Origin of the sequence: Streptomyces hokutonensis, from assembly GCF_042751305.1 — a bacterium.
In the GTDB taxonomy this organism is placed as follows: Bacteria; Actinomycetota; Actinomycetes; order Streptomycetales; family Streptomycetaceae; genus Streptomyces; species Streptomyces hokutonensis_A.
Genome location: NZ_JBHYWD010000012.1, coordinates 280,590 through 287,828, shown reverse-complemented (window position 1 = coordinate 287,828; position 7,239 = coordinate 280,590). Strand labels below are relative to the sequence as shown.

General features: G+C 70.9%; 8 protein-coding genes. 2 read left to right on the top strand and 6 right to left on the bottom strand.

Annotated elements, in window-relative coordinates:
* Window positions 1-366: 366 nt before the first annotated feature.
* From ACFXC1_RS30510 to ACFXC1_RS30495, 4 genes are all read right to left on the bottom strand, one after another.
* Window positions 367-552 carry a hypothetical protein gene (locus ACFXC1_RS30510; RefSeq protein ID WP_381248380.1) on the bottom strand — a complete coding sequence of 62 codons (186 nt, stop codon included), beginning with the start codon at window positions 550-552 and terminating at the stop codon, window positions 367-369.
* A 28-nt stretch (window positions 553-580) separates the two neighbouring features.
* On the bottom strand, window positions 581-1,081 hold the full coding sequence (locus tag ACFXC1_RS30505) for a hypothetical protein (protein WP_381248377.1): 501 nt from the start codon (window positions 1,079-1,081) through the stop codon (window positions 581-583).
* A 278-nt stretch (window positions 1,082-1,359) separates the two neighbouring features.
* Window positions 1,360-1,545 carry a hypothetical protein gene (locus tag ACFXC1_RS30500; RefSeq protein ID WP_381248374.1) on the bottom strand — a complete coding sequence of 62 codons (186 nt, stop codon included), beginning with the start codon at window positions 1,543-1,545 and terminating at the stop codon, window positions 1,360-1,362.
* A 304-nt stretch (window positions 1,546-1,849) separates the two neighbouring features.
* On the bottom strand, window positions 1,850-2,437 hold the full coding sequence (locus tag ACFXC1_RS30495) for an NADPH-dependent FMN reductase (protein ID WP_381248371.1): 588 nt from the start codon (window positions 2,435-2,437) through the stop codon (window positions 1,850-1,852).
* Between the two features lie 265 nt (window positions 2,438-2,702).
* On the opposite strand from ACFXC1_RS30495, the gene ACFXC1_RS30490 reads away from it, so the two are divergent.
* Window positions 2,703-3,221: a hypothetical protein gene (locus tag ACFXC1_RS30490; RefSeq protein ID WP_381248368.1), complete on the top strand. Its 519-nt coding sequence runs from the start codon at window positions 2,703-2,705 to the stop codon at window positions 3,219-3,221.
* 118 nt (window positions 3,222-3,339) lie between these two features.
* A complete protein-coding gene (locus ACFXC1_RS30485; RefSeq protein WP_381248365.1) occupies window positions 3,340-3,957 on the top strand; it encodes a class F sortase in 618 nt (205 codons plus the stop codon).
* Window positions 3,958-3,970: 13 nt separating this feature from the next.
* Here ACFXC1_RS30485 and ACFXC1_RS30480 read toward each other — a convergent pair whose 3' ends face one another.
* Together ACFXC1_RS30480 and ACFXC1_RS30475 are read right to left on the bottom strand one after the other, a co-directional pair.
* Window positions 3,971-5,236 carry a glycosyltransferase family 39 protein gene (locus ACFXC1_RS30480; protein ID WP_381248362.1) on the bottom strand — a complete coding sequence of 422 codons (1,266 nt, stop codon included), beginning with the start codon at window positions 5,234-5,236 and terminating at the stop codon, window positions 3,971-3,973.
* Window positions 5,233-7,212: a glycosyltransferase gene (locus tag ACFXC1_RS30475; protein WP_381248360.1), complete on the bottom strand. Its 1,980-nt coding sequence runs from the start codon at window positions 7,210-7,212 to the stop codon at window positions 5,233-5,235. The genes ACFXC1_RS30480 and ACFXC1_RS30475 overlap by 4 nt, the downstream gene beginning before the upstream one ends.
* Window positions 7,213-7,239 lie beyond the last annotated feature (27 nt).

The following is a 7,239-nucleotide window of genomic DNA, read 5'->3' as shown; positions in this document are numbered from 1 at the left end:
GGGCGGCGCGGGGGGCGCTGGCGCGGCCCGGGGGGGCCCTCGCGGCGTCCCCCCCCCCGCGCGGGGGGGGGGGGCCGCCCCCCCCCCCCGCTACGAGGTTTCTCCAATATGCCTGTTGCTTCGGCGATCGCTCGAACGGCAGAGGTGAATACGGCCGCTTCGAAGAATTCTTCGATGTTGTAGTGCGAGTAGCCGGACCACATTCCGAAGAAAATACCGACGGCGCAGCAGTAGAGAGCTGCCCACAAGCCACGCCGTCGGTTCATCGGGTAGATGACAAGCGGAATGAACGGCCACGCGTACGCCGCACACAGGAATGCCACGGACAGTGCGATGACGAGGATTCCCCATCCGCTCCCCCGCCCTCTACAGGACACCGGCGTCATACATGCCGGCGAAAGTGAGGACACCGGCCGGCAGGAAAATGAGAACCGTCGCGAACAGCAACCCCATTTTCCAGGAGTTCTTCTCGACGATTTTCACGCACAGCAGTGCGACCAGTGTCACGTAGAAGAACAACGGGATGAATATGAAGGTGATCCCCGACCCCATGCGTTTTCTCCGTTGCTGTGACCCACTGTCAGGGCGTCAGGCTATCAGTGAACTTCGTACCCGAGTCGTCGCAGTGAACGACGCTCGCGGGGTGGTTGTCGGGGCCGTCCCCGAGGAAAGGAACAGGTGGCGAGACGTTCCAGGGATTCCCGCCGCTGCCCCGGTCACTGGCGTCGCACGAACCGTAGGCATGGCCCTTCATGAGCGGGATGGGAAGGTTGGAGAAGTTCCTCCAGTCTCCTCCCCTGATTCTGACGCTCGAGGGGTGGCCCAGGTTGTCGGTCATTCTGTCGTCGACGTAGAGGTACAGATCGGGCATGTAACTCTGGAAGACGATGCCGTTGGAAGGCGTGGCGTCCCGGTCGTCCTGCAGATGTGTCGGCCTGACCGAGCCGTCCGCGCAGAATGCGGCCGCGACGTCCTGCCAGATCGGTGGGGCATTGCCGATCAGGGTGCCCCACATGTTGTTGTTCCAGTCACCGGAGTTCTTGAAGAACATCGAGTAGACGTCTCCGGCGAAGTTGCGCACGGAGTAGTTGGTGTCGGGACTGGCGTTGATCTTGTCGACCCACGCCTTGACGACGCTGGTCAGGCGTCCACTGCCGACTCACTACAGGCAGCACGATCCGTACGGGCGTTTGAAACTCCGACATCGACCTGACGCGAGGCGGAACCGCGCGCCCCTCGGCAGAACGACTGAAACAGGAGTCCCACAAACACCCTCCCATCCACGCATCCCGCTTTGCGGGTCGGACGGCCAACTGGCGCTTTCCCGCCTGTTCCTGACGCTCCGTCACCCAGTTCGGGTCACCACGGCCGCCGCTGCCGCCCCCGACGGGCCGGCGCTACGGCCGGCACGCGGGCCCCGTCGGCCAGGTCGGCCGTCGCCAGGTACACCTCGGCCGGCACCCGCGACTCCGCGCCGTCCGCCGCGAGTTGCTCACCCGGCCACAGGCGTCCGGTCAGGTCGTCCGGGCGGCCAGAGACCGTCACCGTGCGCGTGGGGGCGTCTCCTCCCCGCTCGCTGACGCCCACCACTCGCCCGCGAGTTGGGCGGTCAGCACCTGGTCGAAGCCCGGGGGCGGGTGAGGACGCGGGCCAGGTGGAGCTGTTCGCGGCCGACGTAGAGGTCGGCCGTACAAGTGGCGCCCGGTTCCAGATCCTTGAGGGAAAGGGTGCGCGGCCGGGCGGCAACCCTCCGTACGCCGCGCCGAGTTGCCAGTCCTGCGCCGGGTCCGCCGGGGCCGTTCTGGCGGTGTGGGACGGGTTCCCGTTCGGGTGAATTGCGGGCGGAGGGCTACCCGGAGTACGGCCGCGCCTCTCGCGCCTCCTTCAACGACCGTCCCCACCAGGCCAGTTGGTCGAGCATCGCCTTCGCCGCCGCGTCCGGGGCGGCGGGGTCCTTGAGGAGGCCTCGGTCGTCGAAGGACGCGCCGGCGTTGTGGAAGGAGACGGTGTCGCGGACCGTGACGGCGTGGAGTTCGGCGAAGACCTGACGGAGGTGTTCCACCGCGCGCAGGCCGCCCGCGAGGCCGCCGTAGGAGACGAGGGCGACGGGCTTGGCGCGCCACTCCGTGTAGTGCCAGTCGATGAGGTTCTTGAGGCCGGCCGGGAAGGAGTGGTTGTACTCGGGAGTGAGGACGACGAAGGCGTCGGCCGCGGACAGTTTCGGGGTGATGGAGGCGAGCGCGGCGGTCGCCTCCGGGGTCGGGGCGAGGGAGGTCGGCAGGTGGGCGGTGTCGGCTACGTCGACGACCTGGAGGGTGAGGTCGGCGCGGTCGTTGACGTGGGTGAGGAGCCAGTCGGCGACTACCGGGCCGAAGCGGCCGTGGCGGTTGCTGCCGATGACGACGGTGATCGAGAGCGGAGCGGTGTCGGTGTCCATGCCTGGCAGCCTGGTACCTCAACCATTCTTGAGGTCAAGCCCGACCGGTCGTCACCCGTTCACACGCTCGGCGTGCGCTCTTCGGGTACTCCTTCGGGACGGGGTCGTCGTACCCCTATGACCTGCTGAAACAGCGGCGGAACGGGACGTGCGAGCGGTCGCCTGACACCCATTCACCACACTTCTGACGCGCGCTCAGGAAGCGGGCTCGGCCCGGTGCCACTTACCTCGGAAGGGCAGCCAACCACAGCTCGGAGGAGCACCGATGCGTCGTACGGCCCGTCTGTTGACCGGTACCGCGCTCGCCCTCGCCGCCGCGGGTCTCGCGACCGCACCGGCGTACGGCGGCGAGACCGGCAGCCTGGAGGTGTTCCCGTCGAGCGCCGTGCCGGGCGGCGACGTCACGGTCAACACGGCCGCGTGCGGCGACGGCGGTACGGCGGCCGGGGACGCCAGCGCGGTGGGCGCCGGCACGTTCACGCTGGCGCCGAGCACGCACGAGGGCGACGCCATCGGGCAGTTCAAGGTGCCGCCGAGCGCGCAGCCGGGGACGTACGAGATCGTCGCGAAGTGCACGGACGGCAAGCAGGTCTCCGGCGATCTGATGGTGACGCTGGCCTCGATGCGGCAGCAGGTGCAGCCGCGCGGAAGTGTGAAGACGGGGGTCGGTGGCGCCCTGGGCCCCGACCCCGTGCAGACCGCGGCCGGTGTGGCGGCTCTCGCCGTCGCCGCCGCGGGCGGTACCTGGCTCCTGCATCGCCGGGCGAGAGGCGACGGGATCTGACGGACACCCTCCGCTGTCCGTCCGCCGGTACCGCAAGCCCCTCCCCCTCCGGGTCCGACGCCCCTCGTGACCCGGAGGGGGCGCGGGGCAGGCCCTGGTCACTGGAGAGGGGTGCGTGATGCGTTTCGGCAACACCGCGATAGGGGCCGTGACCGTGGTCGCACTCTGCACAGGTGCGTGGCTGCTGACCAGTGGCCGGGACACGAACCCGCCGCCGCAGCCGTCCGCCGCCGAGGCCCGCCCCGACCCGGCCGCCGAACGCGCCGCGGCCCGCGCGCTGCCGCCGTCGCCGCCGGACCGCATCCGGATCCCGGCCATCCATGTGGACGCCCCGCTGATGGGCCTCAAGCTGACGAGCACCGGCAGCCTGGACGTGCCCCCGGCCGCGAGGAAGAACCTCGCCGGCTGGTACGAGTCCGGCACCACTCCCGGTGAGACCGGCACGGCGATCGTGGCGGGCCACGTCGACAACGCCGACGGGCCCGCCGTCTTCTACGACCTCGGCGCCCTGAAGAAGGGCAACGCCATCGAACTGGACCGGCTGGACGGCACCGTCGCGCTGTTCACGGTGGACGCCGTCGAGGTGTACCAGGCCAGCCGCTTCCCCGACCAGAAGGTCTACGGCGCCGCCGCGCGGCCCGAGTTGAGGGTGATCACGTGCGGGGGCGGCTACTCGCGGTCGACCGGCTATCAGGGGAATGTCGTCGTGTTCGCGCATCTGACGGGCAGTCGCTAGTCGCCAAGTCCGGTCACGGGACGCCGAGTTCGAAGAGGGCGTAGCCCGCGTACGAGCCCGAGGCCAGGGCCGCGAGCCCCAGCAGCGTGAACTGGTGGGGGAGGCTGAGGCGGCGCAGTGCGGCGGCGAGGGGCAGGAACAGGGGGAAGAGCGGGAGCAGATAGCGGGAGACGTTGCTGAAGATCTGCTGGCTGCCCAGGACGAGCGCGACGGTGAGGACCGTGTAGACCACCAGTACCGCCGGCGGGCGCAGCCAGATCAGCAGCGGGAGCAGGGCGAGTCCGAGCAGGACCACACAGACGCCGATCAGGTCCGCGAAGGGCCAGGCGAAGAGGTAGGTGGTCTTGCCGACCGGGATGGACGTGAGGACGTCGAGGGTCTGCCGGCCGTAGTCCCACTCGTGGGCCCAGGCGCCGGACTGGAGCTTGAAGTAGCCGCCGTAGTCGCCCATTCGGTGGCCCACCCAGCCGAGATAGGCGAGCAGGCCGAGTGGTGCCAGGGCCGTCGCGGCCAGTGGACGCAGGACGCCGTCGCGGCGGTCGCGCAGTGCGAGCAGGGCCGCGAGGGCGACCGCGGCGATCAGTGCCGCGGCGGTGGGGCGGTTGAGTCCGGCGGCGCAGGTGAGGAGGCCGGTGGTGAGCCAGTGGCGGGTGAGGACGGCGTGGCAGGCCCAGGCGGCCAGGGCGACGAACAGGGAGTCGGAGTAGACCGCCCACTCGACGCCGGAACCGGGCCACACGGCCCAGAGTCCGGCGGCGGCCAGCCCGGCCCGGCGGTCCAGGAGGTGCGCGGCGACGGCATATATCCCCAGGGCGGCGGCGAAGGAGGCGAGCACGGAGACCAGCAGGCCGGCGCCGTAGGAACCGAGACCGGTGAGTTCGGAGGCCAGGCGGATCAGCGCCGGGTACAGCGGGAAGAAGGCCGCCGAGTTTCCTTCGAGGGTGATCATGCCGGTGGCGCCGGGGATGCGGACCAGTTCTGGGTGGTAGCCGTGGACGGCGATCTGCTGGTACCACCAGCCGTCCCAGGTGGCCAGTACGTCCCACGGGTGGGCGCCGCCGCCGAAGCGCGGGTTCCTGGTGCGGTAGTTCCCGGCGGAGTCCAGCAGCCACATGAAGGAGACGAAGCCGATGATTTTCAGGGCGCCGTAGAAGGCCAGTGCGGGGGTGTACTCCCTGACGGCCCCGCGCAGCCGTCGCCACTCGCGGTCCGTGGGGGCGGGCCGCTCCTCCGAGAGTCTCGCGTTCCAGTCGCTCGCCGGGGTGATGGTCTCGTTCATGCGCGGAACACCCACGCCCGCAGGAGGAGGAACCGCAGCACGGTCGCGGTCAGGTTGGCCGCGAGGAGTACGGCGAGATCGGTGGCATGGCCGGCCGACGGTGCCGCGTGGTGCAGGGCCGCGAGCGATCCGCTGGTGAGCGCCAGGCCGATCAGGAAGACCACGAGCCCCTTGCCGTGGTGACGCAGCGCGCCGCCGCGTCCTCGGTGCCCGAAGGTGAGCCGCCTGTTCGCGGCCGTGTTGGCGAGGGCGCAGAGCAGGAGCGCGAGCGCGTTGGCGGCCTGGACGCCGAGTGCCGGGCTCAGCGCCGCGTACAGGAGGAGGTGTCCTACGGTGCTCATCGCGCCGACGGCGGCGAAGCGGGCGAGCTGGGCGGCGGGGCCGGCGGGGGCTCGCGCGATGTGGGCGAACTGGGCGGGCGGTCCGGCCGAGGCCTGCGAGGTTGGGGCGGGCAGTCCGGCCGAGGCCTGCGAGGTTGGGGCGGGCAGTCCGGCGTGCGCGCGGGTGAGCTGGGCGGGCGGTCCGGCCGGGGCCTGCGCCTGCGCCTGCTGTACGGCCGGTCCGGGCTGCGCCTGAGTGAGCTGTACGGCCGGTCCGGGCTGCGCACCGTCGAGTTGGGCAGCCGGTCCGGACTGCGCGGGAGTCAGTCGAGCACCCTCTCCCGCCTCCGCCGACGTGAGCTGCACGCCCAATCCACGCTGCGCACCGTCGAGTTGGGCAGCCGGTCCGAGCTGCGCGGGAGTCAGCCGGACAGCCTCTCCCGCCTCCGCCGACGTGAGCTGCACGCCCAATCCAGGCCGCGCACCGTCGAGTTGGGCAACCGGTCCGAGCTGCGCGGGAGTCAGCCGGACAGCCTCTCCCACCTCCGCCGACGTGAGCTGCACGCCCAATCCAGGCTGCACACCGTCGAGTTGGGCAACCAGTCCGAGCTGCGCGGGAGTCAGCCGGGCACCCTCGCCCACCTCCGCCCGCGTCAGCTGCACGCCCGATCCAGGCCGCGCACCGTCGAGTTGGGCAACCGGTCCGGACTGCGCGGGAGTCAGCCGGGCCCCCTCTCCCGCCTCCGCCGACGTGAGCTGAACGCCCAATCCAGGCTGCGAGCGGGTGAGTTGGGCAGACGGTTCGGTCGGCGCGGCGGCGGTGGTGTCGTCAGGCGCGGGGAATCGCAGCGCCGCCGGTGTCAGGGTGCCGCGGGCCAGTGCTCCGCCGATTCTGGCGATGCCGCGCAGGTCGGCGAGCGCGGTGGCGAGGATGTCGACCCGGCTGTCGGGGTCGTCGACCCAGTCGACCGGCACCTCGTGGATGCGGAGGCCGGCGCGCTCGGCGATCACCAGCAGTTCGGTGTCGAAGAACCACCCGGTGTCCTCGACCAGCGGCAGCAGCACGTCGGCGACATCGCGCCGTACGGCCTTGAATCCGCACTGCGCGTCGGAGAAGCCGACGGCGAGGGTGGAGCGGAGCAGGGCGTTGTAGCAGCGGGAGGTGACCTCGCGTTTGGGGCCGCGCACCACCCGGGAGGCGGGGGCGAGGCGGGTGCCGATGGCCAGGTCGGAGTGGCCGGAGATCAGTGGGGCGACCAGGGGCAGCAGGGCGGCCAGTTCGGTGGAGAGGTCGACGTCCACGTACGCGAGCACCGGCGCGGGCGACCGCGACCAGGCGGCGCGCAGCGCCCGGCCCCGGCCCTTCTCGGGCAGCCGTAGCCACTCGGTTCCGGGCAGTTCGGCGGCCAGGCGGGCGGCGATGTCCGGGGTGCGGTCGGTGCTGGCGTTGTCGGCGACGGTGATCCGGAACGGGTAGGGGAACGCCTCGGAGAGGTGCGCGTGGAGGCGGCGCACGTTCGGCTCCAGGTCCGTCTCCTCGTTGAACACCGGGACCACCACGTCCAGGACGGGGCCCGGGTGATGGGTCGGCACCGGTGTGCGTCGCGGTAGCCGGCTGATCACGTCCGCCGGACTGAGTGACTCGTCATTCATCATGGTTTGCCCTTTCTGTGCACTGGTTTG